25 protein-coding genes are annotated in these 25,842 nt (G+C 67.8%); 10 read left to right on the top strand and 15 right to left on the bottom strand.

Annotation, left to right across the window (positions count from 1 at the left end; genetic code table 11):
• Positions 1-229: 229 nt before the first annotated feature.
• Genes ACU4E7_RS08535 through ACU4E7_RS08505 form a run of 7 tightly spaced genes read left to right on the top strand, consistent with a single transcriptional unit; the run spans position 230 to position 7,625 of the window.
• Positions 230-502, top strand: a complete 273-nt coding sequence (locus tag ACU4E7_RS08535) for a helix-turn-helix domain-containing protein (protein ID WP_238122454.1) — start codon at positions 230-232, stop codon at positions 500-502.
• A gap of 3 nt (positions 503-505) precedes the next feature.
• Positions 506-2,524 (top strand): hydrogenase 4 subunit B, encoded by a 2,019-nt coding sequence (hyfB, locus tag ACU4E7_RS08530; protein ID WP_447021256.1) that lies wholly within the window; start codon positions 506-508, stop codon positions 2,522-2,524.
• Positions 2,515-3,468 carry a respiratory chain complex I subunit 1 family protein gene (locus ACU4E7_RS08525; RefSeq protein WP_447021255.1) on the top strand — a complete coding sequence of 318 codons (954 nt, stop codon included), beginning with the start codon at positions 2,515-2,517 and terminating at the stop codon, positions 3,466-3,468. Before hyfB ends, ACU4E7_RS08525 begins: the two co-directional genes overlap by 10 nt.
• Before the next feature lie 3 nt (positions 3,469-3,471).
• The gene (locus tag ACU4E7_RS08520) at positions 3,472-4,149 is read left to right on the top strand and encodes a hydrogenase-4 component E (protein WP_447021254.1); all 678 of its coding nucleotides are present in this window, start codon (positions 3,472-3,474) and stop codon (positions 4,147-4,149) included.
• The gene (locus ACU4E7_RS08515) at positions 4,146-5,588 is read left to right on the top strand and encodes a hydrogenase 4 subunit F (RefSeq protein WP_447021253.1); all 1,443 of its coding nucleotides are present in this window, start codon (positions 4,146-4,148) and stop codon (positions 5,586-5,588) included. Before ACU4E7_RS08520 ends, ACU4E7_RS08515 begins: the two co-directional genes overlap by 4 nt.
• 9 nt (positions 5,589-5,597) lie before the next feature.
• Complete coding sequence (locus tag ACU4E7_RS08510) at positions 5,598-7,103, top strand: hydrogenase large subunit (RefSeq protein ID WP_447021252.1); 1,506 nt, start codon at positions 5,598-5,600, stop codon at positions 7,101-7,103.
• 9 nt (positions 7,104-7,112) lie between these two features.
• Complete coding sequence (locus tag ACU4E7_RS08505; RefSeq protein ID WP_238122173.1) at positions 7,113-7,625, top strand: NADH-quinone oxidoreductase subunit B family protein; 513 nt, start codon at positions 7,113-7,115, stop codon at positions 7,623-7,625.
• 39 nt (positions 7,626-7,664) lie between these two features.
• Here ACU4E7_RS08505 and ACU4E7_RS08500 read toward each other — a convergent pair whose 3' ends face one another.
• The 4 genes from ACU4E7_RS08500 to adh form a co-directional block, all read right to left on the bottom strand.
• The gene (locus ACU4E7_RS08500) at positions 7,665-7,865 is read right to left on the bottom strand and encodes a hypothetical protein (RefSeq protein ID WP_238122174.1); all 201 of its coding nucleotides are present in this window, start codon (positions 7,863-7,865) and stop codon (positions 7,665-7,667) included.
• A gap of 158 nt (positions 7,866-8,023) precedes the next feature.
• Complete coding sequence (locus tag ACU4E7_RS08495; RefSeq protein WP_238122175.1) at positions 8,024-8,983, bottom strand: PDR/VanB family oxidoreductase; 960 nt, start codon at positions 8,981-8,983, stop codon at positions 8,024-8,026.
• A gap of 163 nt (positions 8,984-9,146) precedes the next feature.
• On the bottom strand, positions 9,147-10,175 hold the full coding sequence (gene adhP / locus ACU4E7_RS08490) for an alcohol dehydrogenase AdhP (protein WP_447021251.1): 1,029 nt from the start codon (positions 10,173-10,175) through the stop codon (positions 9,147-9,149).
• 407 nt (positions 10,176-10,582) lie between these two features.
• On the bottom strand, positions 10,583-12,103 hold the full coding sequence (gene adh, locus ACU4E7_RS08485) for an aldehyde dehydrogenase (protein ID WP_238122177.1): 1,521 nt from the start codon (positions 12,101-12,103) through the stop codon (positions 10,583-10,585).
• A gap of 273 nt (positions 12,104-12,376) precedes the next feature.
• Here adh and ACU4E7_RS08480 point away from each other — a divergent pair, with 273 nt between their 5' ends.
• Positions 12,377-14,413 (top strand): sigma-54-dependent Fis family transcriptional regulator, encoded by a 2,037-nt coding sequence (locus tag ACU4E7_RS08480; RefSeq protein ID WP_447021250.1) that lies wholly within the window; start codon positions 12,377-12,379, stop codon positions 14,411-14,413.
• A gap of 6 nt (positions 14,414-14,419) precedes the next feature.
• On the opposite strand, the gene ACU4E7_RS08475 is transcribed toward ACU4E7_RS08480, so the two are convergent.
• Positions 14,420-15,742, bottom strand: coding sequence for an Nramp family divalent metal transporter (locus tag ACU4E7_RS08475; RefSeq protein ID WP_238122179.1), 1,323 nt, complete (start codon positions 15,740-15,742; stop codon positions 14,420-14,422).
• A 234-nt stretch (positions 15,743-15,976) separates the two neighbouring features.
• On the opposite strand from ACU4E7_RS08475, the gene mntR reads away from it, so the two are divergent.
• Entirely contained in the window at positions 15,977-16,438 is a 462-nt protein-coding gene (gene mntR, locus ACU4E7_RS08470) for a manganese-binding transcriptional regulator MntR (protein ID WP_273546262.1), read from the top strand.
• A 9-nt stretch (positions 16,439-16,447) separates the two neighbouring features.
• On the opposite strand, the gene ACU4E7_RS08465 is transcribed toward mntR, so the two are convergent.
• The 10 genes from ACU4E7_RS08465 to ACU4E7_RS08420 all read right to left on the bottom strand — a co-directional run bounded on the left by ACU4E7_RS08465 (position 16,448) and on the right by ACU4E7_RS08420 (position 25,088).
• Positions 16,448-17,374 carry an ABC transporter permease gene (locus ACU4E7_RS08465; protein ID WP_447021249.1) on the bottom strand — a complete coding sequence of 309 codons (927 nt, stop codon included), beginning with the start codon at positions 17,372-17,374 and terminating at the stop codon, positions 16,448-16,450.
• Entirely contained in the window at positions 17,371-18,444 is a 1,074-nt protein-coding gene (locus ACU4E7_RS08460; protein WP_447021248.1) for an ABC transporter permease, read from the bottom strand. The genes ACU4E7_RS08465 and ACU4E7_RS08460 overlap by 4 nt, the downstream gene beginning before the upstream one ends.
• Positions 18,445-19,968 carry an ABC transporter ATP-binding protein gene (locus ACU4E7_RS08455; RefSeq protein WP_447021247.1) on the bottom strand — a complete coding sequence of 508 codons (1,524 nt, stop codon included), beginning with the start codon at positions 19,966-19,968 and terminating at the stop codon, positions 18,445-18,447. It lies immediately after the preceding gene.
• Positions 19,965-21,047 (bottom strand): BMP family ABC transporter substrate-binding protein, encoded by a 1,083-nt coding sequence (locus ACU4E7_RS08450; RefSeq protein ID WP_238122183.1) that lies wholly within the window; start codon positions 21,045-21,047, stop codon positions 19,965-19,967. The genes ACU4E7_RS08455 and ACU4E7_RS08450 overlap by 4 nt, the downstream gene beginning before the upstream one ends.
• A gap of 295 nt (positions 21,048-21,342) precedes the next feature.
• Positions 21,343-21,885 carry a carboxymuconolactone decarboxylase family protein gene (locus ACU4E7_RS08445; RefSeq protein ID WP_447021246.1) on the bottom strand — a complete coding sequence of 181 codons (543 nt, stop codon included), beginning with the start codon at positions 21,883-21,885 and terminating at the stop codon, positions 21,343-21,345.
• Positions 21,882-22,775, bottom strand: a complete 894-nt coding sequence (locus ACU4E7_RS08440; protein ID WP_447021245.1) for a cyclase family protein — start codon at positions 22,773-22,775, stop codon at positions 21,882-21,884. Before ACU4E7_RS08440 ends, ACU4E7_RS08445 begins: the two co-directional genes overlap by 4 nt.
• 32 nt (positions 22,776-22,807) lie before the next feature.
• Entirely contained in the window at positions 22,808-23,398 is a 591-nt protein-coding gene (locus tag ACU4E7_RS08435; protein WP_447021244.1) for a CoxG family protein, read from the bottom strand.
• Positions 23,399-23,437: 39 nt separating this feature from the next.
• Entirely contained in the window at positions 23,438-24,286 is an 849-nt protein-coding gene (locus tag ACU4E7_RS08430) for a nitrilase-related carbon-nitrogen hydrolase (protein WP_447021243.1), read from the bottom strand.
• Positions 24,283-24,681 (bottom strand): cupin domain-containing protein, encoded by a 399-nt coding sequence (locus ACU4E7_RS08425; RefSeq protein WP_447021242.1) that lies wholly within the window; start codon positions 24,679-24,681, stop codon positions 24,283-24,285. Before ACU4E7_RS08425 ends, ACU4E7_RS08430 begins: the two co-directional genes overlap by 4 nt.
• A 2-nt stretch (positions 24,682-24,683) precedes the next feature.
• A complete protein-coding gene (locus ACU4E7_RS08420) occupies positions 24,684-25,088 on the bottom strand; it encodes a hypothetical protein (protein WP_447021241.1) in 405 nt (134 codons plus the stop codon).
• A 143-nt stretch (positions 25,089-25,231) separates the two neighbouring features.
• On the opposite strand from ACU4E7_RS08420, the gene ACU4E7_RS08415 reads away from it, so the two are divergent.
• The gene (locus ACU4E7_RS08415; RefSeq protein WP_238122190.1) at positions 25,232-25,834 is read left to right on the top strand and encodes a cupin domain-containing protein; all 603 of its coding nucleotides are present in this window, start codon (positions 25,232-25,234) and stop codon (positions 25,832-25,834) included.
• Positions 25,835-25,842 lie beyond the last annotated feature (8 nt).

Here is a 25,842-nt window from a genome sequence, read left to right as displayed (position 1 = left end):
TGACCGCAGGGCCGGGACTACCACACTTCCTCTCCGGCATTCAATCTCCAGGGCGGTATCAGGACACAAAGCCGCGAGCGGGCGGCGGCCTTTCGCCGCCCGCTCGCGGCTCCCAGGCGCCTGCGTCAGACGGGCACATGATGTTTTAAACATCACTATTTGTCGTTGAAATCTGAGAAGAGGGGGCGTAGCGTTCACCAATCCTCTCCTGATGCCGGTCACCCCGCTCGTGATCACCGCCGCCCAGCTCCGTGCCGCCCGCGCCCTTCTCGGCCTCGACCAGAAAGGTCTCGCGGCGCTGTCCAGCCTTTCGGTGCCCACCATCCAGCGCATGGAAGCCAGCGAGGAGGTCATTCGCGGCAATGTGGATTCCCTCATGAAGCTGGTGGACGCGCTCAGCACCGCCGGCATCGAGCTGATCGGCGAAGGCACCGTCAGCGACGGCGGCGGCCGCGGCGTGCGGCTCACCGCCCGGCGCCCGGCGCCGGAGCGGGAGGGCTGAGCCATGGGCGGGCCCCTGATCGCGCCACTGCCGGGCACACTGGTGAGCATCCTCGCCCTGTTCGCACTGGCAGCGCTGGCCGTGCCGCTGGCCCGCACGCCCCTCGGCCGGCCCCTCGTCTATGGCGCCAGCGCGCTCATCTCCGCGACGGCTTTTGTGTTCGGTGTCCAGGGGGTGCTGGGCACTCCGGCCACCCTCGTGCTGCCCCTGGGCGTGCCCTGGATGGGGGCCCATTTCAGCCTCGATCCGCTCGCCGGCTTCTTCCTGTGCGTGATCAATCTGGGCGGCGCGGCCGCCAGCCTCTACGGCATCGGCTACGGCCGGCGTGAGCATGCCCCGCAGCGGGTGCTGCCCTTCTTCCCCGCCTTCCTCGGCGCCATGTCCCTGGTGCTGGTGGCGGCCGATGCCTACAGCTTCCTGTTCGGCTGGGAGCTGATGTCGCTGGCCTCCTGGGCGCTGGTGGTGGCCCACGACAAATCCGCCGACAACCTCAAGGCCGGCTTCGTCTATATCGCCATGGCGAGCTTCGGCACCCTGGCGCTGATGCTGGCCTTCGCGCTGCTGGCGGGCGGCGGCGATCTCACGTTCGCCACCCTCACCCACGCCCCCCACGGCCCGCTGGTGGGCGCGCTGGTGCTGGCCCTGGCGCTGCTCGGCGCCGGCTCCAAGGCCGGCCTGGTGCCGCTGCATGTATGGCTGCCGCTGGCCCATCCCGCCGCGCCCAGCCACGTCTCCGCCCTCATGAGCGGGGTCATGACCAAGGTGGCGGTCTATGGCTTCATCCGCATCGTGTTCGATCTTGCCGGTCCGCCGGCTTGGTGGTGGGGCATTCCGGTGCTGGCCATCGGCGGCATCAGCGCGGTGGCCGGCGTGCTGCAGGCGCTCCTGCAATCGGACATGAAAAGGGTGCTCGCCTTCAGCACCATCGAGAACATCGGCATCATCTTCATCGGCCTGGGCCTCGCCTTGGCATTCCGCGGCAACGGCCTGATGGCCGCCGGGGCGCTGGCCCTTACCGCCGGCCTGTTCCACGTGCTCAACCACGCGCTGTTCAAGAACCTCCTGTTCTTCGGCGCCGGCGCCGTGCTCAACGCCACCGGCGCCCGCGACCTGGAGAAGCTGGGCGGCCTCATCCACCGCATGCCCACCACCGCCGTGGTGATGCTGGTGGGCGCCGCCGCCATTTCCGCTCTGCCGCCGCTCAACGGCTTCGTCTCCGAATGGCTGACCTTCCAGGCCATCCTGCTCAGCCCGGCACTGTCCCCCTGGGGCCTCAAGCTGCTGGTGCCCCTGGTGGGCGCCCTCCTGGCGCTCGCCGCGGCGCTGGCCGCCGCCTGCTTCGTGCGGCTCTACGGCATCGCCTTCCTGGGCCGCCCCCGCTCGGAAGAGGCCGCGCAGGCGGTCGAGGTGGACCGCTGGTCCCGCGGCGCCATGGTGGGGCTCGCCACCCTGTGCGTGCTCGCCGGCATCCTGCCCGGCCCGGTGCTCGACGCGCTGCAGAATGCGGTGGGTCCGCTCATGGGCGCCCGCCTGCCGGTGCAGACGGATGTGGCCTGGCTCTCCATCATTCCGGTGGGCGAGAGCCGCTCGAGCTACAACGGCCTCCTCGTCTTCGTGTTCATGGTGCTCTCGGCGGGCCTCATGGCCCTCGTCATCCACCGCTTCGCCTCCCGCGCGCTGCGCCGCGCGCCGGCGTGGGACTGCGGCTTTCCCAACGCCGATCCCGTCACCCAGTATTCCGCTTCCAGCTTCGGCCAGCCCCTGCGGCGGGTGTTCGCCCGCACCCTGTTCAGCGCCCGCGAGGAGGTGACCATGCCGCCCCCCGGCGACAGCGCCCCCGCCCGCATCCGGCTGACCGAGCGCGACCCCGCATGGGCCCTCCTCTTCACCCCGCTGGCGCGGGCGGTAGAGGCCCTGGCCGAGCGCAGTAACATCCTGCCCTATCTCACTATTCGCCAATATCTCGGCATCGTCTTCGCGACGCTGGTGGCGCTCCTTCTGGTGCTGGCCATATGGCGCTGATCAACCACCTCCTCATCCAGGGCGGCCAGATGCTGCTGGTGCTCGCCCTCGCCCCCCTGGTCACCGGCCTGGTGCGCAAGGTGAAAGCGCGGCTTTATCGCAAGCGCGGCGCCAGCATCGTCCAGCCCTATCGCGACCTCGCCCGGCTGCTGCGCAAGGAAGCGGTGGTGGCGGAGGGCGCCTCCTGGCTGTTCCGCGCCGCCCCCTACCTCATCTTCGCCGCCACCTGGGTCGCCGCGGCCCTGGTGCCCACCTTCGCCACCGGGCTGCTGTTCTCCTGGTCGGCGGACCTCATCGCCATCATCGCCTTGCTGGGCAGCGCCCGTTTCTTCCTGGCGCTGGCCGGCATGGACATCGGTACCAGCTTCGGCGGCCTCGGGGCGAGCCGGGAGATGATGATCTCCTCCCTGGCCGAACCGGCCATGATCATGATCGTGTTCTCCCTGGCCCTGGTGGCTGGCTCCACCCAGCTCTCCACCATGGCCGGGGTGATGCTGGCGGGCGTGGGCCTGCGGGTCTCCCTCGCTTTGGCGCTGATCGCGCTGATGATCGTGGCCCTGGCGGAGAATGCCCGCATCCCGGTGGACAATCCCTCCACCCACCTGGAGCTGACCATGGTGCACGAGGCCATGGTGCTGGAATATTCGGGCCGCCACCTCGCCCTCATCGAGCTATCGGCGCAGCTGAAGCTGCTGCTCTACATCTCCCTCATCGCCTGCGTCTTCACCCCCTGGGGCCTCGCCCCGGCGGGCGCCGGTGCCGGCGCCTTCGCGCTTGGCTTCGTGACCTATGGCGCCAAGCTGGTCTGCGGCGCGGCGCTGCTGGGCGCGTTCGAGGCCTCCATCGCCAAGATGCGGGTGTTCCGGGTGCCGGACTTCCTCGGCGCGGCGCTGATGCTGGGGCTGCTCGGCACCCTGCTCTTGTTCGTGTCGCGGGGGCTCTGATCCATGGACCTGCCCATTTCCCCCCATCTGGTCTTCGACATCGCCCATCTCCTGGCCGGCGCCATGGTGCTGATCAGCCTGATGATGCTGTATCAGGACCGCCTCACCGCGCTGATCAAGGTGTTCGCCCTGCAGGCGGTGGCGCTGGCGGCCTCGGTGGCCTGGCAGGCCTATGCCCATGATGCGCCGCATCTTTATGTCACCGCCGCCATCGCGTTGATCTTCAAGGCCATCGCGCTTCCCCTGGCGCTGCAGCGCATGGTGACGCGGCTCGGCCTGCACCGGCAGGTGGAAACGGCGGTGGCCACCGGCCCCACCATGCTGGCCGGGCTCGGGCTCGTCGGCCTGTCGCTGGTCATCATGCTGCCGGTCACCGCCACCTCCGATCCGCTGGCGCGGGAGGACCTGGCCTTCGCCCTCTCGGTGGTGCTGCTGGGCCTGCTGATGATGGTGACCCGCCGCAACGCGGTGAGCCAGATCATCGGTTTCATGTCCATGGAGAACGGCCTGATCCTGGCCGCCACCGGCGCCCGCGGCATGCCGCTGGTGGTGGAGATTTCGGTGGCCTTCTCGGTGCTTATCGCCTTCATCGTCATCGGCGTGGTGCTGTTCCACATCCGCGAGCGCTTCGACACGGTGGACGTGGACGCCCTCGACCGCTTCCGCGGAGGCCGCTCATGACCGCCATGACCGTGCTTCTGGCGACGCCGGCGCTCGCCGCCGTGCTGCTGGCCCTGTGGCCCGCCTATCGTTCCGGGGCGTGGATCAACGTTCTGGCCTGCGCCATCAGCTTCGGCGCGGCGGTGGGGCTGGTGGTGCACCGGCCCGAGAGCGGCGCCTTGCTGCTGGTGGATGACCTCAACAGCGTGTTCGTGCTGCTGAACAGCTTCGTCGCCTTCACCACCGCCGTGTTCAGCGCCACCTATATCGCCCATGAGGTGGAGAGCGGCCGGCTCAACAGCCTGAACCTGCGCGCCTACCACGCCATGTATCAGGTGCTGCTGTTCGCCATGACGCTGGCGCTGGTCTCCAACAATCTCGGCGTCATGTGGGTGGCCATCGAGGTGGCGACTCTCTCCACCGTGCTCATGGTCGGCCTCTACCGCACCCCGGAAGCCATTGAAGCGGCATGGAAATACTTCATGCTCGGCTCGGTGGGCATCGCCCTCGCTCTGTTCGGCACCATCCTCGTCTACATGGCGGCCCAGCCGGTGGTGGGCGAAGGCCAGGACGGCATGGTGTGGAGCGTGCTGGTGACCCGCGCGGCGCAGTTCGATCCGGCCCTGCTCAACCTCGCCTTTGTGTTCCTGCTGCTGGGCTATGGCACCAAGGTGGGGCTCTCCCCCCTCAACGCCTGGCTGCCCGACGCCCATGCGGAAGGGCCCACCCCCATCTCGGCGGTGCTGTCGGGCCTGCTGCTCAACGTGGCGCTCTATGCGGTGCTGCGCTTTAAGATGCTGCTCGCCGCCAACCCCGCCGCACTGGCGCCGGGGCCGCTGCTGATGAGCATGGGCCTCGCCTCGCTGCTGATCGCCGGGGTGATGCTGTACCGGCGGCGGGACATCAAGCGCCTGTTCGCTTACTCTTCCATCGAGCATATGGGGCTGATCGCCTTCGCCTTCGGCATCGGCGGGCCGCTCGCCAATTTCGCCGGTCTGCTGCACATGGTGATGCACTCGCTCACCAAATCCGCCATCTTCTTCGCCGTGGGCCATGTGGCGCAGGTGAAGGGCACGCAGAAGCTCTCCGAGATCCGCGGCCTCACCACTTCCCATCCCGCGCTTGGCTGGTCGCTGGTCATCGGCACCCTCGCCATCGCCGGCCTGCCGCCGGGCGGGGTGTTCATGAGCGAGTTCCTGCTGGTGACCTCCACGTTCGAGCAGCCGTTCCCGCTGATGCTGCTGGCCCTGCCGCTGGTGGTCGGGCTGTTGATCGCCTTCGGCGCGCTGATGCTGAAGCTCTCCGCCATCGCCTTCGGCGCGCCTTCACCGGGCACCGCGCCGGTGAAGGCCTCCTACCTGCCCATGGTGGTCCACCTCGCGCTCGTGCTCATGGCCGGCATCTACCTGCCGGCGCCGCTGGTGGCGTGGTTCCAGCACGTGGCCGGGCTTCTGGGATAGGGGCGCGCCATGCAGAGCCTCAGCCAACTTCTCGCCCGCGGCACCCCGGTGCCCGCCTGCCGCCCCTGGCCCCGCGCCGTGCTTGCCCCCGGCGACTGGTCGGCCCTCGCAGCCCATCTCGCCCAGGGCACCTTGACCCTCGCCGGCCTGTGGGGCGACGACGACGCCGTGCATATGGCGGTACTGGAGCCACAGAGCGGCACCGCCGGCATCGCCACCTGCCTCTGCCCGGACGGGCATTTCCCCTCGGTGGGGCAGGTGCATGCCCCCGCGCAGCGGCTGGAACGCACGGTGAGGGACCTGTTCGGCCTCATCCCCGATCATGCCCCCGACAGCCGGCCGTGGCTGGACCATGGCCGCTGGGCGGTCCAAGCCCCGCTCGGCGGGACCGTCCCGGCGGAGCCGCAGCCACCCTATGACTTCCTTGCAGCCGAAGGTGCGGCGCTGCACCAGATCCCGGTGGGGCCGGTGCATGCGGGCATCATCGAGCCCGGCCATTTCCGCTTCAGCTGCCATGGGGAAACCGTGGTGCGGCTCGAGGAGCGGCTCGGCTACGTCCACAAGGGCATCGAGGGCCTGATGGCCGGCGCGGACGTGGCGAAGGCCGCCCAACTCGCCGGCCGCACCTCCGGCGACAGCACGGTGGCGTATGCCTTTGCTTTCGCCCGTGCGGTGGAGGCGGCGCTGGATGTGAGCGTGCCGGCACGCGCGACGGCGCTGCGAGCGCTGATGGCGGAGCTGGAGCGGCTCGCCAATCACATCGGCGACGTGGGCGCCATCTGCAACGACGCCGCCTTCGCCCTCATGCTGGCCCATTGCGGCGCGCTGCGCGAGCGGGTGCTGCGGGCGAGCGCCATCGCCTTCGGGCATCGCCTGATGATGGATGCCATCGTGCCCGGCGGCGTCGCCCGCGACATCACAGAGGACGGCATCACCGCCCTGCGCGCCCTGGTGGCCACCGTCGCGGCCACCTTCCCCGCGCTGGTGCGGCTGTATGACGAGACGCCGTCCATCCAGGATCGCACCGTGGGCACCGGCATCGTCAAGGCGACGCTCGTCGCCACCTTCGGCGCCGGCGGCTATGTGGGACGGGCCAGCGGCCGCGATTTCGATGCCCGCCGCGCCCTGCCCTATGCGCCCTATGACCGGCTGCGCTTCGACGTACCGGTGCGCACCGATGGCGATGTGAACGCCCGCATCTGGATCCGCATTCGCGAGATCGAGGAGAGCCTCGGCCTCATCACCCAGTTGCTCGACACCTTGCCCGATGGGCCGATAGCCGCCCGGGTCGAACCCGGCCGCGGCGAAGGGGTGGCGCTGGTGGAGGGCTTTCGCGGCGACGTGCTCGCGGTGGTGTGCCTCGACGGGGAGGGACGGGTGGCCCGCGCCCACCTGCGCGATCCGTCCTGGTTCCAATGGCCGTTGCTGGAAGCCGCCATCGAGGGCAACATCGTGGCGGATTTTCCCTTGTGCAACAAATCCTTCAACTGCTCCTACTCGGGCGTGGACCTGTAAGGCGCCGGCATGCTGACCCTGCTGTTCAAGAGCCTCGCCTCATCGCCGCTCACGGAGCCCGGCCCCGGTGCGGTGGAACTCGCCGCGCTGGCGCGGGAGGTGGGCGTGGCGGCGGAAGCCACCCTCGGGCGCAGCCTCTCCATCCGCGAGGTGGATGCCGGCTCCTGCAACGGCTGCGAGCTGGAAATCCACGCGCTTTCCAACGCCTTCTACGACATCGACCGGTTCGGGCTGAAGTTCGTGGCCTCGCCGCGCCATGCGGACGTGCTGCTGGTGACCGGGCCGGTCACGCGCAACATGGGGGAAGCGTTGAAGCGCACCTATGACGCCACCCCCGCGCCCAAATGGGTGGTGGCGGCGGGAGATTGCGCCCTCAACGGCGGCCTGTTCGCCGGCAGCTACGCGGTGATGGGCGGCGTGCAAGCGGTGCTGCCGGTGGACCTCAGCATTCCCGGCTGCCCGCCGACGCCCACGGCGCTGCTCAAGGGCCTGCTCGGCCTGATGGCGATGCCTGCCCGCTGACACCCAAGGCCGATCCGCGCGGAGCAAAGCCCCGCCCGGCTATTGCAGGGCGCGCCCCTCGCCGGCGGTGATCTCCTCCACCTTATACATGATGGCGAGCCACACCCCCTGCTCGAAGGTCTTGCCCCCGCTCTCGAAGCTCTGGGCCATCTCCGCGGCGAAATCGACTCCCTCGGAGCCATATTGCTCGGCGATGACCCAGGCGGTGCGCCACAGCTCCACGTCGCTCGGCATGACCATGCTCCCGATCCTGCGGCTCGTGCGGCGGCGCCCGAGGGCGCCGCGCCAGTGCCTAAATTTTCTGCGGGCCGCGCGCGCCTTTTCGGCAATGCCGGCCCGCCATCAAAGGTATTTAAAGACCCTCGCTGAGGGACATCCCCCGGCCTTGGCGGGACGTGTCACAAGTCCAACACCAGCAGGTCGCCTTTGCCACGCGACACGCAGGCCAGCATCCAGCCCTCTTCCTTCTCGGCGGTGGAGAGGCGCTTGTCGCGGTGGTCCACCTCGCCCTCCAGCACCTTCACCTTGCAGGTGCCGCAGGCGCCCTGCTCGCAGGAGGTGCGGATCTTGACGCCCCGCTCCTCCAGCGCTCCCGACACCGACTTGTCGCCGGGGATCTTGTAGGTCTTTCCAGTGGAGGCGATCTTGACCTCGAACACCTTGTCCAAGAGCGGCGCCGGCGCCTTGCCGCCGAACCGCTCCATATGGATCAGGGCGGGGTCGATGCCCTTCTGCTGGGCGGTCTTGACGATGGGTTCCATCCACCAGTCGACACCGCAGATGAACAGCTCGGTATCGGCCGGTCGGTCGGCGAGGATGGTGGCGGGATTGAACGGCGGCTGCGCCCCTTCCAGGTAGAAGGTGGTGTCTCCGGCGAAGGCCGACGCTTCGATCATCCCCTTGAACGAACCCGGCGAGCCGCCGGCGAACAGATAGTGCAGCTCGAAGGGAATGCCCCGGGCCTTCAGATGATCGGCAATGGAGAGGATCGGAGTGACACCGATGCCGCGGGCCAGCAGCAGGGCGCGGGTGGTGGTTTCCGGCACCTCGAAGCGGTTGCGCGGCGTGCTCACCTGAAGCGTGTCGCCCACCTGCACATCCTGGTAGAGGGCCACCGAGCCGCCGCGGCTGTTGGCATCCTTCCACACGCCGATGAGATAATGGTTGCGCTCATGGGCGCTGTTGAACAGCGAATATTGGCGCACCATGCCGCTGGGCAGGGTCACATCGATATGCGAGCCGGGGGAGAATGCCGGCAGTTCGGCGCCCGCCGGATCCACCAGCTCGAACGAGACCATATTGTCGGCCTCGATGGTCTTCTTCGCTACGACGACGGGGTGCAGGGCATCGTCCGACATTGCAAACTCTCCATGAACCAAAGCCGGGAGAGGTCAGAGCAAGGCCGAGGCCAGTTTTCGGGCGGAAATCTGCCCCTGTGCACCGCTGATCAAAAATAAGGCAAACGCGCCCCCCGAGGCGAGGTCGTCGCAGACGCCCCGCCCCGGAGAGGCACGGGCCCTCTCAGCCCTCGAAATCGAGGACGATGCGGCCCTGGATGTCGCCCTTGTGCATGCGGGCGAAGATGGCGTTGATGTCCTCCAGGCGCTCGGTCTCGATGGTGGCCTTCACCTTGCCCTCGCCGGCGAAGTTCAGGGCCTCCTGCAGGTCCAGCCGGGTGCCGACGATGGAGCCGCGCACGGTGATGCCGTTCAGCACCGTGTCGAAGATGGAGAGCGGGAAGTCGCCGGGCGGCAGGCCGTTGAGGGCCACCGTGCCGCCACGCCCCACCATGCCCAGCGCCTGCTCGAAGGCCTTGGGCGAGACGGCGGTGACGAGCACCCCCTGGGCCCCGCCCACTTCCTTCTTCACGAACGCCACCGGATCGGCAGAGCGGGCATTGACGGTGAGCGCGGCGCCGAGCCGCTTTGCCAGATCGAGCTTGGCGTCGTCGATGTCCACGGCGATCACGTTGAGGCCCATGGCCTTGGCATATTGCACGGCCAGATGCCCGAGCCCGCCGATGCCGGAGATCACCACCCAGTCGTCAGGCTTGGTATCGGTCACCTTCAGCCCCTTATAGACGGTCACGCCCGCGCACAGGATCGGCGCGATTTCGGTGAAGGAGACATTGGCCGGCAGGTGACCGACGAAATTGGGGTCCGCCACCACATATTCGGCGAAGCCGCCATTCACGGAATAGCCGGTGTTCTGCTGCTCCTCGCACAGGGTCTCCCAGCCGCCGAGGCAATGTTTGCAATGACCGCAGGCGGTGTAGAGCCACGGCACGCCGACCCGGTCGCCCTCCCTGACATGCCGCACGCCGGCGCCGACGCCGGCCACGTAGCCCACGCCCTCATGGCCAGGAATGAAGGGAGGCTTCGGCTTCACCGGCCAGTCCCCTTCGACTGCGTGCAGGTCGGTGTGGCAGACGCCGGAGGCGGCGATCTTCACCAGGATCTGGCCGGGACCGGGCGTCGGCACCGGTACCTCCTCGATGGACAGGGGCTGGCCGAAGGCGTGGGCGACGGCGGCCTTCATGGTCTTTGTCATGCTGCTCCCTTTCGATCTGCCCGGCGGCCGATGCAGCGGCACCGCGGCGCGGGGCGGGTGGACCAATGCCAATTGGGGGACAGATGCCGCAGGCTGGCGCAGGAGGGGTGCGCCACGGACCGCTTTCGGGGCTCCGGGCGCCGCAGGCTGGCACGGCATGGAATGTGGTGGGGACAACGGCCACCGGAAGCCAGGGGGAAACTGGCTTCCGGCCTGTGACATGGCCGTCGTATCCTCCCTGAATGTTGCACCTGGTCTGTTCTCCGCGACCGGGCTTGCCTCAGGCTGGAGGCGTCCAGCGCTGAAACGATGCCGGGCCCGGCGCGGTTCCCGGCGGCGGAGCGGAATGAGTTGAGGATGCCGGGCATCCCCGCCCCGCCGCCGGCCATGGCCGGTTCAAGCCCCGATCAGAAGAAGCCGAGCTTCTTGGGGCTGTAGCTCACCAACAGATTCTTGGTCTGCTGATAATGGTCGAGCATCATCTTGTGGGTCTCGCGGCCGATGCCGGATTGCTTGTAGCCACCGAAGGCCGCATGGGCCGGATAGGCATGGTAGCAATTGGTCCACACCCGGCCGGCCTGGATGGCGCGGCCGAAGCGGTAGGCCCGCGAGCCGTCGCGGGTCCACACGCCGGCGCCGAGGCCGAACAGGGTGTCGTTGGCGATGTGGAGCGCTTCCGCCTCGTCCTTGAAGGTGGTCACCGACACCACCGGGCCGAAGATCTCCTCCTGGAAGATGCGCATGGAATTGTTGCCGAGGAACACGGTGGGCTTCACATAGAAGCCGTCGGCGAGATCGCCATCGAGGGTGTTGCGCTCGCCGCCGGCCAGCACCTTGGCCCCTTCCGCCTTGCCGATGTCGATATAGCTCAGGATCTTGTGCATCTGCTCGCTGGAGGCCTGGGCGCCGATCATGGTTGCGGGATCGAGCGGCGAGCCCTGCTTGATGGCGGCGACCCGGGCCAGCGCCTTCTCCATGAAGCGGTCGTAGACGCTCTCCTGCACCAGCGCGCGGCTCGGGCAGGTGCACACTTCGCCCTGATTGAGGGCGAACATCACGAAGCCCTCAATGGCCTTATCGAAGAAGTCGTCATCCTCCGCCGCCACGTCGGAGAAGAAGATGTTGGGGGACTTGCCGCCCAGTTCTAGGGTCACCGGAATGAGGTTCTGGCTGGCATAGCCCATGATGAGGCGGCCGGTGCCGGTCTCGCCGGTGAAGGCGATCTTGGCGATGCGCTTGGACGACGCCAGCGGCTTGCCCGCCTCCAGGCCAAAACCATTGACGACGTTGAGCACACCGGGGGGCAGAATGTCGGCGATGAGTTCGGCCAGCAGCAGCATGGAGGCCGGGGTCTGCTCGGCCGGCTTCAGCACCACGCAATTGCCGGCGGCGATGGCCGGAGCGAGCTTCCAGGCGCCCATCAGGATGGGGAAGTTCCAGGGAATGATCTGGCCCACCACGCCGAGGGGCTCGTGGAAGTGATAGGCTATGGTGTCGTGGTCGATCTCGGAGAGGGCGCCTTCCTGGGACCGCACGCAGGCGGCGAAATAGCGGAAGTGGTCGATGGCCAGCGGAATGTCGGCCGCGGTGGTCTCGCGGATCGGCTTGCCGTTGTCCCAGGTTTCGGCGAGGGCCAGAAGGTCGAGGTTCTCCTCCAGGCGATCGGCGATGCGCAGCAGCACCAGGGCACGCTCGGCGGCCGGGGTGCGGCCCCAGGCGTCCTTGGCGGCATGGGCGGCGTCGAGCGCCTTCTCGATATCCTGTTCGTCGGAGCGGGCGACCTCGCAGATGACCTTGCCGTTGATGGGCGAGATGTTCTCGAAATAGCGGCCGTTCACCGGCTCCACGAAGGTGCCGCCGATGAAATTGCCGTAGCGGGCCTTGAAGGGCGAGGCATTCTGGGCGGCGAGCAGTTCAGGCTTGTTCATGGTTTCCTCCCGTGATGGGTCGGGGTCCCCATCGCAGCCCTCGTGCCAACCGGTGCCCGGCCATGGATCTTTCGCTTTTGCAGTGCGGTAAGTGCTTGTTTCACGGCAGATGAAAACAAGAGGAAATCAAGACTTCGCGCGCGCGGCGGCGCCGCTGCTGGACGACGGGCAAACTGTCGTGCGAAACTGTCGCCGAGAAGAACAAGAACCTGCGACACCTGTTGCAAGATGCGACACCTGTCGCGCGGGAGCGAAATCAAGCCGAGGGTGCCGATGCCGCAGATCATCCCGTCGCCCACCGCCCATCTGCTGTCGCCACAGGCGCTGGAGCAGGCGCGGCAGCGCTTTTTCTCGGGCGAAACGGTCTGCGACGACGTGGCGCCGCCGATCCTGCGCTCTTGGACCCGCTGCGCCGCGCGCGGCCTGCCGACAGGCGGAGGTGTGGCCGCCGAGCCTCTGACCTCCGGTGAGCTGCGCCAGCGGCGCGACAAGACCGAGGCGCTCTGGCGCCGCTGCCGGCCGGAGCTGGAGGCGCTGCACGCCAATGCCAACGTGACCGGCTCCATCGTCATCCTCACCGATCCCACCGGGCTGGTGCTCGACACGGTGGGCAGCGCCGATTTCGCCGACCGCGCCGCCCAGGTGGCGCTCAAGCCCGGCGTCAACTGGAGCGAAGCGGCGCTGGGCACCAATGCCATCGGCACGGCTCTGGAGGAGCGCCGCCCCCTGGAGGTGCGCGGCGCGGAACATTATGCCGAGGCCCACGGCTTCCTCAGCTGCGCCGCCGTGCCCATCCTCGATCCCTATGGCGACGTGCTCGGCCTCCTGGACCTGTCCGGCCCGGCCACGGTGCCGCAGCTCCATGCCATGGGCCTGGTGCAGCTGGCGGTGAACCAGGTGGAGCACCGGCTGTTCGACGGCGCCTTTCCCGATTGCAACGTGGTCCGCTTCCATGGAGACCCGAGCTTCCTGGGTACCAGCCATGAAGGCATCCTGGTGTTCGAGGAGTATCGGCTGGTGGCCGCCAACCGCACCGGCCTCGCCCAGCTCGGCCTCGATTGGGATGCGCTGAAACGGCGACGCTACAGCGAGTTGTTCGACGGCAGTCTCGGCCGCGACGGTGAGGAGCGGCGGGTGCGCGCCGCCAATGGTGCCCAGCTACACCTGCGGTTCGACCGCAAGATGCGTCACGCCGCAGCCGCCAGGGACACTGACCGGCCCGCCGCAGGCGCACCCGCCTCCTCGCCGCAGGCCCGCGAGGAGACAATCAGCGGCAGCACGGGCGGCGTCGAGCGCGCACCGCAGCGCAGCAGCTCCCCTGCCGGCGCGCGCCCCTCCACCGATCGGCGGGGACCGGAGGCTGCCTCCTCCCTCCCCCATTTCGACCCCGCAACCACCGAGGCGCTGCGCCGCGCCGTCCGGCTGCTGGAAGCCGGCGTTCCGGTGCTGGTGCAGGGTGAGACCGGCACCGGCAAGGAGGTCTTCAGCCGCCAGGTGCACGCCCGGTCCAGCCGGGCCGCCCGGCCGTTCGCCGCCATCAATTGCGCCGCCTTGCCCGAGGGCCTCATCGAGTCGGAGCTGTTCGGCTATGAGGAAGGCGCGTTCACGGGTGCACGCCGGGCTGGCTTCAAGGGCCTGCTGCGGGAGGCCGACGGCGGCGTGCTGTTCCTCGACGAGATCGGCGACATGCCCTTGTCGCTGCAGACGCGCCTGCTGCGGGTACTGCAGGATCGCGAGGTGATGCCGCTCGGCGGCGGTCGCGCGGTGCCGGTGGACTTCAGCCTGCTCTGCGCCTCCCACCGGGATCTCAAGCAATTGGTGGAGAGTGGGGCGTTCCGGGCCGACCTCTATTTCCGCATCGCCCAATATACCGTGGCCCTGCCGGCTCTGCGCAGCCTGCCCGATCGCGACGCCATGGTGCGCGCCTTCTGGGCGACCCTGGCCGATGGGCCCGAGGCCCCCCGCCTGTCGGCGGCGTGCGTCGACCGCCTCGCCCGGCATGCCTGGCCCGGCAACTTCCGGCAGTTCGTGGGCACGCTGAAGGTGCTGCATGCGCTGGCCGAGCCCGGCAGCGAGCTGGACGTAGACGCCTTGCCGGCCGATATCCGCGCCATACCGGCCGCCGACACCACCGAAAGCACCGTGTCGAACCCGCGCGGCGATCTCGACACCATCACCCGTGCCGCCATCCAGACCGCACTCGCCACCGCCAACGGCAATATTTCCGAAGCAGCGCGGCGGCTCGGAATTCACCGCTCGACGCTGCACCGCCACCTGGCCACCACCGAGCGGGGCACCCGGCAGCCCTAGCCGTGGCTACGACCCGAGGCCCGGAATGGGCAGCCCGAAGGCATCGGCGAGCAGCACGCCGTTCAGCCCCAGAACCAGGACGCTGCCAACCACGGCCAGCACGCTCACCAGCGGGGAATTCACGAACTCACCCATGATGTCGCGCCGCGCCGTGAACACCACCAGAGCGATCATCGGCACCGGCAGGGCAATGGACAGCACCACCTGGCTCAGCACCAGCGCGTAGGTGGTGTCGACCCCCATGGCCACCACCACGAAGGCCGGCACCATGGTGATGAGGCGGCGCAGCAGCAGCGGAATGCGGAAACCGACGAAGCCCTGCATGATCAGCTGGCCAGCCATGGTGCCCACCACCGAGCTGGAGATGCCCGACGCGATCAGTGACACCAGGAACAGCCCCGCCGCCGCCGCGCCCAGCAGCGGCGTCAGCGTGTGATAGGCGGTGGCGATCTCCGCCACCTCGCTATGCCCCAGATGGAAGGCACTGGCCGCCATGATCACCATGGCCATGTTGACGAGCCCCGCCACCGCCAGCGCCAGCACCACCTCGCGATTGGAGAAGCGCAGCAGCATCCGGCGCTGCGCCGCATCCTGCGGCGTGGCGCGGTTCTGCGTCAGGCCGGAATGCAGGAACAGCGCATGCGGCATCACGGTGGCGCCGATGATGCCCACCGAGATCAGCAGCGCGGTGGAATCCGGCATCTGCGGCCACACCGCATGCACCGCCACGGCGGCCCAATCCACCGGCGCCACGAACATCTCGATGAGGTAGCAAAGGCCGATCACCGCCACCAGGGCGCCGATGATCAGCTCCATGGGGCGGAACCCCTGGCGATCGAACAGCAGGATGCCGTAGGTGATGACCGCGGTGACGCCCATGCCCGCCAGCAGCGGCAGGCCGAACAGCAGTGACAGGCCGATGGCGCCGCCCAGGAATTCGGCGAGATCGGTGGCCATGGCGGCGATCTCGCTCACCACCCACATCACCCCCACCAGCGGGCGGGGCGCCTGTTCCCGGCACAGCTCCGCCAGATTGCGCCCGGTGACGATGCCGAGCTTCGCCGACAGCGCCTGGAACAGCATGGCGATCAGGTTCGCCAGCACCACCACCCACAGCAGCGTGTACCCGTAATGAGCGCCGGCCTGAATGTTGGTGGCGAAATTGCCGGGATCCATATAGGCGATCGAGGCGATCACCGCCGGCCCGGCGAACAGAAAGGCGGCCCGCGGTCCGCGGCGCCGCCCCGCCAGAACATCTTGAATGGCCGCGCTGGTGCGATCGCTCACCGAAGGCGTGGGGGCAGGCTCGAGACTGGGCATCACGGACATGGGGCAGCCGGTATTGAGGCGGTTGGGATGGGCCTGCTGTGTTGCAGCCTCTGAATAATGTAGCCATGGCTACATTAAGTGCAATAGCCTTTTCACAAAACCGGCTCCGCCGCGCGGCGGCGGCCCCGCGCCTTGATCATGATGGCCCTGGCTTGGTAAGGGATGCGGCTCCTCTGGTGCGGCGGCCGCGGATCGCGTGAACGCGCCGGTTCCACCCGTGAACGGGAAGACGCATTGACAGCCACGCCGAAAGCCAGCGTCCCGGCCGATGCCGCACCACTCGATGAGAGTGACGAAGTGCTGCGCTTCGCGCGGACCCGCTCGGCCCGCTCGGCCGAGATCCTCGAGGATTATACGGAGCTGATCTCCGACCTGATCCACGAGCATGGCGAAGCCCGCGTCACCGACATCGCCCGGCGGCTCGGGGTCACCCATCCCACCGCCACCAAGGCCATCGCCCGTCTCAAGCGCGAAGGCCTGGTGACCTCCCGCCCCTATCGCGGCGTCTTCCTCACCGAGGCGGGGGCGGCGATGGCGGACCGGGTGCGCGCCCGCCATCGCCTGGTGGTGGACTTCCTGATGGCCGTGGGGGTGCCCGAGGAAGCCGCGGAAGCGGACGCGGAGGGCATGGAGCACTACGTCTCGGAAACCACCCTCGATGCCTTCCGCCGTTTCCTGGAAGCCAAGCGGCGCTGACGGGATCGCTCAGCGCCGCTCGCGATCATAGGGCAGGCCCAGCGCCGCCGGCGGCCGCAGCCGCGCCTTCAGGCCCGGCCGCGACATGGCGATCAGCACCACCAGGGTCGCCACATAGGGCAGCATGTTCAGGAAGTGGGGATCGATGAAGGCCTGGCCGCTGGCCTGGGCGCGGAAGCGATAGGCATCCACCAGGCCGAACAGCACCGAGCCCACCATCACCCAGCCCGGCCGCCACGAGGCGAAGATCACCACCGCCAACGCGATCCAGCCACGGCCCGCCGTCATGTTCTCCACCCAGGTGGGCGTATCCACCACCGAGAGATAGGCCCCGCCCAACGCGATCAGCCCGCCGCCGAGGATGGAATAGAGATAGCGCAGGCCGATCACCGGAATGCCGAGGGCATCGAGGGTCTGCGGGCTCTCGCCCAGGGTCCGCAGCAGCAGGCCTGGCCGGGTGCGCGACAGGAACAGCGCAATCACCCCCACCAGCACGAAGGCGAGCAGCACCAAGGGATCCTGCTTGAAGATCACCGGGCCGAGGAACGGCAGATCCGCCAGCAGGGGAATCTGCAGGTCCGGCATCTGCGCCGCCAGCGCCTTGCCCACGAAGGCCTGGCCGATGAAGGCAGAGAGGCCGGCGCCGAGAATGGAGAAGGCCAGCCCCGTCACCACCTGGTTGAGGCGCAGGGTGACCACACAAAAGGCGAAGGCGGCATTGAAAGCGCCCCCCGCCAGCACCGCCCCGATGAGGCCGATCACCATGGAGCCGGACACGGAGGTCACGACGAAGCCGCTCACCGCCCCCACCAGCATGGCGCCCTCGATGCTGAGGTTGAGCACCCCGGCCTTCTCGATGAGCAACTGGCCCAGGGCCGCATAGAGGATGGGGGTGGCGGAGACCAGGGCCGCCGCCAGCAGAAGCTCGATGCTCATGAGTGGGCCTCCGAGCGATAGATGCGCAGCCGGTATTGGGACAACGTCACCGCCGCCAGCACGAAGATGAGGATCAGCGCCTGCAGGATGGTGCTGATGGATGAGGGCACCCGCGAGACCTGCAGCGAGAATCCGCCATTGAGCAGGCCGGCATAGAAGATGGAGACGATGAGGATGGGCACCGCCCGGCCGCCCGCCAGCCACGCCACCAGAATGCCCATGAAGCCGTAGCCCGGGGAGAGGCCAAGCTGCAGCCGCCCGGTGGTGGAAAGTTCCACCGCCCCGGCCAGACCCGCCATGGCGCCGGAGAAGCACAGCGCGGAGATGACGACGGCCGTGGCGCTGATGCCGCCATAGCGTGCTGCTTCCGGCGCATCGCCCGAAACCCGCAGCTCGTAGCCCCAGCGCGAGCCCCGATCCACCAGCGCCAGGCCGAGGGTGGCGGCGAGCAGCAGGAACAGCCCGCCATGCACTGAGCCGAACAGCGGCATCATCTGCGCATTGTCGATGATGGGCGGCGAATAGGGGAAGGAATAGGCCATGGGGTCGGCCCACGGCCCGCGCACCAGATAGCCCACCCACAGCATGCAGATGTAGTTGAGCATCAAGGTGGAGAGGATCTCGCTGACGCCGAACAGCGCCTTTGGCACCGCCGCGATCAGCGCCCAGAACCCGCCGCCGATGATGCCGGCAATGAGCACGGCGGGAATGGCGATCCAGCCCGGCGTCGCCTCCGGCAGCGCGAGACCAATGGCGGTGGCGGTGAAGGCGCCGAAATAGAATTGGCCCTCGCCGCCGATATTGGTGAGCTGGGCGCGGGAGGCGAGCGCGATGCCGAGCGCGCACAGGCCGATGGGCACCGCCTTGTTGAGGGTGCCCTCGAACGCCATGCGCGAGCCGAAACCGCCGCGGAACAGCGCCTGGTAGGCGGTGACGGGATCATGCCCGCTCATGGCGATGACCAAGCCGCCGGCGGCCAGCGCCAGCACCACGCCAAAGGCGATGCGCAGGGCGATCTCCCCCGCCCCCACCGACCTCAGCCGGGGTTCGAACCGAAGACGTAGGGACATCTATGACTCCTGCGCCGCCGTCATCATGCGGCCGATCACATCCATGTCGAAGGCATCCGGGGTGAGGTCGCCGACGATGCGGCCGGAGCTCATGACCAGGATGCGGGTGGCGATCTCCAGGGATTCGTCCAGCTCCTCGCTCGCCATGAGCACCGCGGCGCCGGCCGAAGCCTTGACCACCAGCGCCTCGCGGATCTGCGCGGCGGATGCGATGTCGAGCCCGCGGGTGGGATAGCTGGCGACGATCAGCGGCGGCGAGCTGGACAGTTCGCGGCCCAGCACCACCCGCTGCAGATTGCCGCCGGAGAGCCGCCGGGTGGCCGATTGCGCCCGCGCCTTCACCTGAAAGGTCTCCAGCACGGCCTTGGCATGGGCCCGCACGGCCTTGCGCGGCAGCCAGGCGCCGAAGCGCTCCGAGCGGTGGGGCCCGAGCAGCGCGTTGTCCTCGAGGCTGAGCCCGGGCGCGAGGCCGATGCCGAGGTGACGTGCGGGAATGAAGGCGAACGCCCGCCGCCGGCCGGTTCGCGGCGCGGTGATGGCCCCCTCGCTCGGCGCCATCAGGCCGCCGATGGCGTCGAGGAGTTCCGACTGGCCGTTGCCGGTCACCCCCAGCACCACCACCAGCTCGCCGCCGTGCACGTCGAAGCTCACCTGCTGCACCAGCGGCGCGCCATCGCGGCCGCGGATGGAGACGTTGTGCACCGAGAGCTGGCGCGTGCCGCGCGGCGCCTGCGGCCGCACCCCGGCGCGCAGCGCGCGCTTGCCGATGATCAGCTCGGCGATGTCGTCGGCGGACAGGCCCTTGTTCTCGCCGGAGAACACCACCCGGCCGCCGCGCATCACCACGATGCGGTCGGCGACGTCGCGGATCTCGGCCAGCTTGTGGGAAATCAGGATCACCGAACGCCCCGAAGCGGCGATGCGCCGGACGATGGTGAACAATTGCTCGGTCTCCACCGGGGACAGCACCGAGGTGGGCTCGTCGAGGATGAGGAGCCGCGCGCCCTGGGCCAGCACCCGCAGGATTTCGAGCTGCTGGCGCGCCGCCAGCGACAGGCTCCATACCGGGGCGGACAGATCCACCTGGAAGCCGACCTCGGCCATCAGCGCCCGCAGCTTCTCGTCCGGCGCCGATGGCTGGAGGAAGCGGCCATGGCCGGTGGCGAGCGAAATATTCTCATAAGCGGTGAGGGTTTCCACCAGCTTGAACTGCTGGTGCACCATGCCGATGCCGGCCGCGCGCGCCGCCGCCGGCGAGCCCGCCTCCACCACCGCGCCATCGATGCGGATGCGCCCTTTTTCCGGCAGGTAGAGGCCGCACACGGCATTCATGATGGTGGATTTGCCGGCCCCGTTCTCGCCCAGCAGCGCCACCACGGAACCGGCCGGCACCAGGAAGCTCACATCGGTATTGGCGTGCACGTCGCCGAACGATTTGGAGACATCCTCCACCGCCAGGAGCGGCACCGGGCCTCCGCCCGGCGCTGGCGCGCCGGACGGGTCGTGTCGGGAGAGCGAGCTCATTTCTTGCCCACGGTGCCGTTGACGCCTTCGATGAGCCAGTTGGTCTTCTGGACATCGGTGAGGCCCATGGTCTGGCCTTCGGGCACGACCACCCTGCCGTCGTTGGACTTGATGGGGCCCTTCCAATAGTCGAGCTTGCCGTCGATGATGGCCTGCTTCTTCTCAGCCACCAGCTTGGCAACATCGGCGGGCACCAGCGGGCTCATGGGCGCGAGGCTGATGATCTTGTCATCGAGACCGCCGAAATAGTCACCGGCCTTGAAGGTGCCGTCCTTCACGCTGGCGATGGCCTTCTTGTAGTAATCGCACCAGTCCCACATGGTGCCGGTGAGCACCTTCTCGCCGGCGATGCCGGACAGGTCCGCCTCGGAACCGATGGCGAAGGCGCCCTTCTCGGTGGCGCCCTGGGCGGCCGAGCCGGTGTCCTGGTGCTGGGCGATCACGTCGTTGCCCGCCTCGACCAGCGCCACGGCGGCCTGCTTCTCGGCCGGCGGATCGAACCAGGAGAGGGTCCACACCACATTGACCTCGGCCTTCGGATTGACCGACTTCACGCCCTGGGTGAAGGCGTTGATACCGGCCAGCACCGATGGCTTGGGATGCGCGGCGACGAAGCCGATCTTGTTGGTCTTGGTCATCTTGCCGGCGACGATGCCGGTGAGATAGCGACCATCCCAGAGCTTGCCGTAATAGGTCTGGATATTCGGCGCCGGCGCGATGCCGGGGCCGATGACGAAGAAGTGGACGTTGGGGTTCTGCTTCGCCACCTGCTGGGTGAAGGGCTGGTGACCGAACGCCGTAGCGAAGATCACATTGTAGCCCTGGGAGATGAAGTCGCGCTCCACGCGGGCCACGTCCGGCCCCTCGGTGATGGACTCCACATAGGAGGTGGGAATGCCCTCCTTTTCGAGGCACTTGCGGGCCTCGTCGTGACGGAAGGTCCAGCCGTTGTCGGCACGCGGACCCACATAGATGAAAGCCGCCTTGATGTCGTCAGCGGCAAGCGCCGGCGACGCCGCGGCGAAAGCCACGGCCGCGGCCATCACCCGCGCGGTCCATCTGGATCGGAAAGGGGACATGCTTCTGCTCCGCTCTCATTCAGGAGATTCAATTTTCTTGTTCTTGTTTGAATCACATTCAAATTCGGAAGCAGCGATGACGCAAGAGAAGAATGCAATTAAAACGCAAAAATAATACAATATAGAATTGGTATAAAATACGCATATGACTTAGAAATATAACTTTAACGCACGCGACCCCGGCGCATGTTCATGCACCAGGGCGCGCGATCAACTCTATTGAACTTAACATCGGAGCATCCAGCCGATGCCGTAAGAGCTGCGCCGAAGCTCCGGCGCAGCTCGGTTTCGCGCCTCAGACCGCCGGCACCGGATGGTCCAGCACGCCGGCAGAGAGGAACAACGCCAGCATCTGGTAGTAGCCGCACATGGTCACCACCTCGCTCGCCACCTGGCGGCCCACCTGATCCACCAGTTCGGCTAGCAGCGTCTGGTCCACCCGTCGCTCCAGCACCGCGCCGCGGCACAGCCGGATGATGGTGGCATGCACCGGGTCGAGCCCGGCCACATCCCCGGTGGTGCTGGCGCGGATGGTGTCCTCGCTCAGCTTCAGGTCACGGGCGATGGCCACGTGATAATCCCATTCGTAGCCGGAGCCGAAGGCGCCGGAGACGGCCAGGATGGTCACTTCCCGCAGCTCCGGGGTGATGACCCCGGAGAAGCGGATGGCGGCGCCCACCGACTGGATCGCGTCCGCCAGATGCGGCGCATCCAGCATGGCGAGGAAGGGCCACGGCACATCCCGCCGCGGGCCGGAGGCGATGAGGTCGTAGACGCGCCGCTGGGCGTCCGTCATCTCATCGGGGGTGCGCGCGCCGATCAGCATGTTCGCGCTCACCGGCCGTCCGGGCCGCCCGAGGCCACGCCGGAGGCGAAATGGCGTGGGCCGCCGAAGATGGCCTTGGCCACATCGCCCACAGCTTCCACATTCTCCGCGATGTCCTGGAAGCAGACGATGCGGCAGGGGCAGGCTTCCAGACCCTCATAGCGCCAGGGGAAGGCGCCGATGACGGCCCGCTGGTTGAGCATCAGCTCAATGTCGCCGCCGACGTTCTCGGCATGGATGAGGTTTTCCTGGAAAGCATAAGCGTGGAACGGGAAGATGTTCTCCGTCACCTCGCGGCCGGACTTCTTGTGCGTGTAATTATACTCGCCGAAGAACTCCTCGCAGGTCATGCCCACCTTGGCTTCGAACTTCTTGGCGAGGTCCGGGCGCATGTGGCGGATGGAGGTGTTCATGGAGTGGTCGCCCGAGCCGCAGTCGATGCCGAACCACTTGATCTTCTTCTCCAGCATCCAGTTGAGCAGCTCGATGCCGCCACCGGGATGCATGCAGAAATAGCGCACCAGATCCTGCTGCGGCTGGCCTTCCCAATAGCGGTGCCAACCGGTGTGGAGGATGAGGATGTCGCCTTCCTTCACTTCGACCGGCTGCTTCTCGATCATCTCGGGGGTGATGACCGCCCAGTCGTCCATATCCTGCGAGACATCGACCACGGCGCCCGGACCCACCAGATAGTCGAGGGGGTAGGAGGCCATGTCGCCCATGCCGTCGGTGCCGTGCATGGCGCCATCGATATGGGTGCCCACATGCAGCGCGGTGTCGATGCGCTGGGCAACGATCATCTTGGTCTGCAGGTTCTGAGCATAATACATCTTGTTGCCGGCATAACCGACCCACCCGGGGGTATGCACATTCATCAGATGGGACAGATCGACGATCTTCATCGGGGCACTCCAGACAGGATCAGGGGACAGGATCAGGCGGGGCGGCGCGCGAACAGCGAGCGCAGCCACGATTTCAGGGCCGCCATGAACAACGCGAAGGCGCTGATGGGCTTGGCGGCAGCCGGCGCGCGCGGGGCTTCCACAGCCGGGGCGGAACCTGCGGCCGCGGCCGGGGCCGGCGGGGCGAGCTCGACTTCGGCATTGCGCACGAAATCGGCCACCAGCACGTTGGCGATCTCGGTGAGAAGCCCGGTGCGGCCGAACTGGGCGATGGTGCCGGACAGCTGAATGTCGGCATCGACGCTGACCTTGGTGGCCTCGCCCGCCGGCTCCAGGCGGCAGTCCATCACCATCTTGCCGCGGCTGGCGCCCTTCTTGTCGACACCCTTGCCGTCCACATGGATGGCATGGTCGGCGTCCGTATAGACCACCGCCGCCTCGCCTTCGAAGCTCGCCTGGAACGGACCGATCTTGGAGGAGACCTTGCCGGCGTGCTTGCCGTCTTCCTTGGGGCCGAGATATTCGGCGCCCGGCAGGCAGGCCGCCACCTTCGGAATATCGTGGAAGAAGGCCCACACGTCCGGAAGCGGCCGGGCGACGGTAAATTCCTGCGAGATCTTCATCGATCGGTCCCTCTTCTTATTGAATGGCGGCGCGAGCCCTCACAAGGTCTCGGCTCCGAGCCGCAAGCCATAGACATCGGTGCGGCGATCCTGCCGCGGGCGAATGCGCGCCGACCGCTCCTGCGCCAGCTTCGCCTGCGCCAGATCCACCTCGGCCACCACCTCGCCGGCGACCTCCGCCGGCAGGGGACCGGAAAGGATCCGCCCATAGGGATCGGCGATCAGCGAGGAGCCGAGGAAACCCATCTCCGGCGCCGCCCCACATTGGGAGGCGCAGGCCACATAGACCTGGTTGAGATTGGCCTGGACGATGGCGCCACGCGCCTGGCCGATAAGGCCGTCGCCGTCCCGCGCCACCTTGTCGAACCCGCCCACCCAGGCGGTGGGCACCACCACCAGATCCGCGCCCTTCAGCGCCAGCGCCCGCATCACCTCGACGAAGCGCAAATCGTAGCAGACGCATAGGCCGATCCGCCCGAACGGGGTGTCGGCCACCGACAGCCCAAGATCGCCGGGCAGGAACACCGCCTTCTCGCCATCGAACAGATGCAGCTTGCGATAATGCAGCAGGAGCCCCTCCGGCCCCACCATCACCGCCGCATTGGCAAGCTCCTCGCCAACCCGCTCGCAGAAGCCGCCGGCGATCACCACGCCGAGGCGGCGCGCCGCCTCGTGCCAGGCCGCAAGCGTCGGCCCATCGCGCGGCTCCGCCGCGGCCGCAAGCGCCGCCCGATCCAGCGTGTAGCCGGAAATCGCCAATTCCGGCAGCACGATCACCCGCGCCCCGCGCGCAGCCGCCCCGGCGATGAGCGCCAGGGTGTGGGCGCGATTGGCCGCGGCCGCGCCGGGCTGCGCCTGGAACTGGAGGGCGGCGACGCGGAAGCTCATTCCGGCAGCTCCGCGTCGGCCGGAATGGCACCCACGGCCTTCAGCAGCGGCACGTCGGCCGGCGCCGGGCCACCCACGCTCACCACCTCGACGCCGCGATCCGCGGCTACCGCATGCTTCACACCCACCGGCACATGCACCACGCAGCCAGCATGGAACGGCAAGGCAATGCCGTTGGTGTAGTCATGAATGGTGCCCTCACCCTCCAGGATGAAGATGGAATCTTCAGACAGGCGATGGATGTGGGGCTTGTTGGCCTCGCCCGGCTCCAGCCGCACATAGTTCATGTTGGCATGCCACGCGCCGGTGCCGGGCCACACCACGAACCGCGCGTCCTTGGAGATGAGGTCGAGCATGAGGGTGGGGTGGTCGCGATGGAAGATGCGGATGGCCATGATCAGGCGTCCTCGGTTTCGGCAATGAGGGCGTAGAGCGCCTGGTCGGCCGGGCACGGGCCGCCGATCAGCTTCATGCCGCCCGCGGCCGCCTCGAAGCGGTAGGAATCACCCCGGTCGATATGCACCATGGAGCCGAGGCCCAGCGCCCAGCTTTCGCCGGACGCCACATCGGCGACGCTGCCGGCGCCGGCCGCCACGTAATAGACGCTGTCGGTGGGGTGGGTGAGATCGCGGGTCCGGTCGCCCTCCTGCATATCGAGCACCTGAAAGGTGCGATAGAGCGCGCCATTGCCCGGCCAGATCACCACTTTGGCACTACCCTTGCCTTGGATGATCGGGAGGTCGGGACAGTCTGCCGCGCTGTCCACCACACGCACCGTCTGAGGGGATTCGGGAGGGACCACGAAACAGCGTCCTTTTAATAATGATCAATTGATTTTAATATGCTCAAAATTTCAGGTATGGCAAGAGCATTCGTTTTCCCAATTGGGCTTTGCCACCTATATTCACCGGACCCGCAGGGCGGGCAGCGAAGGAACCCTCAACCGTGAGCAGTGAACGGCTCTTGAAGACCTGGGATACGCCAACGGAATCCACCGCCAGCGCCCTCGTCGCCATCGGCGCCCGCATCCGCGAGCAGCGCCAAGCCCGTGAGATGACCCTGCAAGCCCTGGCCGCCGCCTGTGGCCTCAGCCCATCCATGTTGAGTCTGGTTGAACGCGGGCGCGCTTCGCCGTCCATCGGCTCGCTGATCGTGATCGCCAACGCCCTGGGCGTGCAGATGTCCGAGCTCATCGTCGAGCATCAGGTCGACGAGGAGGAGCTGGTGGTTCGCGCCAGCGATCGCACGGCCATCGAAACCGCGTCCCACGTCATTCGCCGCCTGATCAAGGAGGACCGCTCCCGCGGCGTCTCCATCGCCATCAATGAATACCAGCCGCACACTGGCGCCACCGAGAAGCCGATCACCCATGACGGCTACGAATACGGCTTCGTGCTCGACGGCACCCTTACGGTGGAGGTGGACGGCATCAGCCATATCCTGGAGCCGGGCGACCTCATCTCCTACAGCTCCCGTCGCCCCCACCGCATCTGGAACCGCGGCGACCGGCAGGTGCGCACCCTGTGGATCAACATGCAGCGGGATTGAGCTGCGAC

Source organism: Xanthobacter sp. ZOL 2024 (genome assembly GCF_052932325.1).
This window is presented reverse-complemented; position numbering and strand designations above follow the sequence as displayed.